The following is a 2,149-nucleotide window of genomic DNA, read 5'->3' as shown; positions in this document are numbered from 1 at the left end:
CCCGATCGGGGCCCGTGCGCCGACCGACCAGCACTTTCTCGAGGAAGAGGAGCACCATGCAGACACTGACAGGCGTGGGGGTGTGCGCGGGCCGCGTCATCGGCGAGCTCGTGAGCATGCCGGAGCCCGTCTCCGAGCCGGCCGCGGGGCTGACGCTGCGGGACGAGGAGCCCGAGGCGGCGGTGGCCCGGCTGCACACGGCCGCGGCCGCGGTCAAGGCCGAGCTCAAGCGCCGCGCCGAGGTCGCCACCGAGAAGGACGCCGCGGATGTGCTCAAGTCCACCGCCCTCATGGCGGGGGACAGGGCACTGCTGAAGAACGCCGCGAAGCTGATCAACGGCAAGGGACTCGCCCCCGAGCGCGCCCTGTGGGAGGCCGCGAGCGACTACGCGGACCAGATGCGCGCCCTGGGCGGGTACATGGCCGAGCGCGCCGCGGACATCGAGGACGTCCGGGCGCGGCTCGTGTCCCAGCTCCAGGGGCTGCCCATGCCGGGCGTCCCCCAGCGGGACGTCCCGTTCGTGCTGACCGCCGAGGACCTCGCGCCCGTCGACACCGCGACCCTGGACCCCGAGATGGTCCTGGCCCTGGTCACCTCCGGCGGCGGGCCGCAGTCCCACACGGCCATCCTGGCCCGGAACCTCGGTCTGCCCGCGGTCGTGGCGGCCCGCGGCGTCGAGGCGCTCGCGGACGGCACGCGCGTGTTCGTGGACGGCGCCACCGGCGAGATCCGCACGGAGCCCGGGGCGGACGAGCAGGAGCTCGTGGAGGCCTGGGTTCGCAGCGCCGCGGCGCGCGGCGCCTTCGACGGCCGCGGCGTGCTCTCGGACGGCACCGAGGTCCCGCTGCTCGCCAACGTGGGCACCCCCGAGGACGCCCGCACGGCGGCCGCGGCCGGGGCACAGGGCGTGGGGCTGCTGCGCACCGAGTTCTGCTTCCTGGGGCGGGACAAGGAGCCCTCCGTCGAGGAGCAGGTGGAGCAGTACACCGCGATCCTCGAGTCCTTCGCCGGCAAGAAGGTCGTGGTCCGCACCCTCGACGCCGGGGCGGACAAGCCGCTGCCCTTCCTCACCGACACCGCCGAGCCCAACCCCGCGCTCGGAGTGCGGGGCTACCGCACGGACCGCTCGGTGCCGGGCGTGCTCGCCCGCCAGCTCGAGGCGATCGCCCTGGCGGAGAAGGCCACGGACGCGGACGTGTGGGTCATGGCGCCGATGATCGCCACGACCTCGGAGGCCCGGGAGTTCGCCGCGATGGCGACGGCCGCCGGACTGCGGGTGCCCGGGGTCATGGTCGAGACGCCGTCCGCAGCCGTCACCGCCGACCAGATCCTGCGCCACGTCAGGTTCGTCTCCTTGGGCACCAACGACCTGACCCAGTACACGATGGCCGCTGACCGGATGATGGGCTCCCTCGCGGAGCTCAACAACCCGTGGCAGCCCGCCGTGCTGCGCATGATCCGCTACACCGTGGAGGGCGCCCGCCGGGCCGAGTCCGAGGGCGCCGGACCGCGCAACGTGGGCGTCTGCGGCGAGGCCGCGGCCGACCCCGCGCTCGCCGTGGTGCTCGTGGGCCTCGGGGTGCACACCCTGTCCATGAGCCCCCGCGGTCTGGCCGCGGTCGCCGCCGTGCTGCGCAGCGTCGACCTCGCCACGGCCCAGGCCCTCGCCGAGATCGCGATCGAGCAGCCCAGCGCGGAGGAGGCCTCCGCCGCCGTGCGGACGGAGCTCAGCGTGCTCGCCGAGCTCGGGCTCTGATCCTCCGACCGCACCGTTCCGCACCACCCCAACCACCGGGGTCCGTCACCCAGGACCCCGCAACCCGAAGGAGCACCACCATGGCAGAACGCACCGCCACCATCGCCTCGTCCGTCGGCCTGCACGCCCGTCCCGCCGCGATCTTCGCGGAGGCGGCCGGGGAGTACGACCTCGACATCACGATCGCCGCCGAGGGCGAGCCCGAGGACGAGGCGATGGACGCCTCGAGCGTGCTGTCGCTGATGTCCCTCGGCGCCGCCCAGGGGGACAAGGTCGTTCTCCGCGCCGAGGGCGCGGGCGCCGACGACGCGCTCGACGCGCTCGTGCAGATCCTCGAGACGGACCACGACGCCGAGTAGGTCCGTCCCGCACCGTCCGGCCACGGCGCCCGC

Annotated in this window: 2 protein-coding genes; both read left to right on the top strand. The window is 74.5% G+C overall.

Features of this window, described 5'->3' with window-relative positions; all coding sequences use genetic code 11:
* Positions 1-56: 56 nt before the first annotated feature.
* The gene (ptsP, locus tag ACYVM4_RS11505) at positions 57-1,757 is read left to right on the top strand and encodes a phosphoenolpyruvate--protein phosphotransferase (RefSeq protein ID WP_460668660.1); all 1,701 of its coding nucleotides are present in this window, start codon (positions 57-59) and stop codon (positions 1,755-1,757) included.
* Between the two features lie 80 nt (positions 1,758-1,837).
* Positions 1,838-2,116: an HPr family phosphocarrier protein gene (locus ACYVM4_RS11500; protein WP_368822653.1), complete on the top strand. Its 279-nt coding sequence runs from the start codon at positions 1,838-1,840 to the stop codon at positions 2,114-2,116.
* Positions 2,117-2,149: the final 33 nt, after the last annotated feature.

This window comes from Kocuria himachalensis (assembly GCF_054784195.1).
Note: the sequence above shows the minus strand (reverse complement) of the source record. Positions and strands in the feature narration are given on the sequence as shown.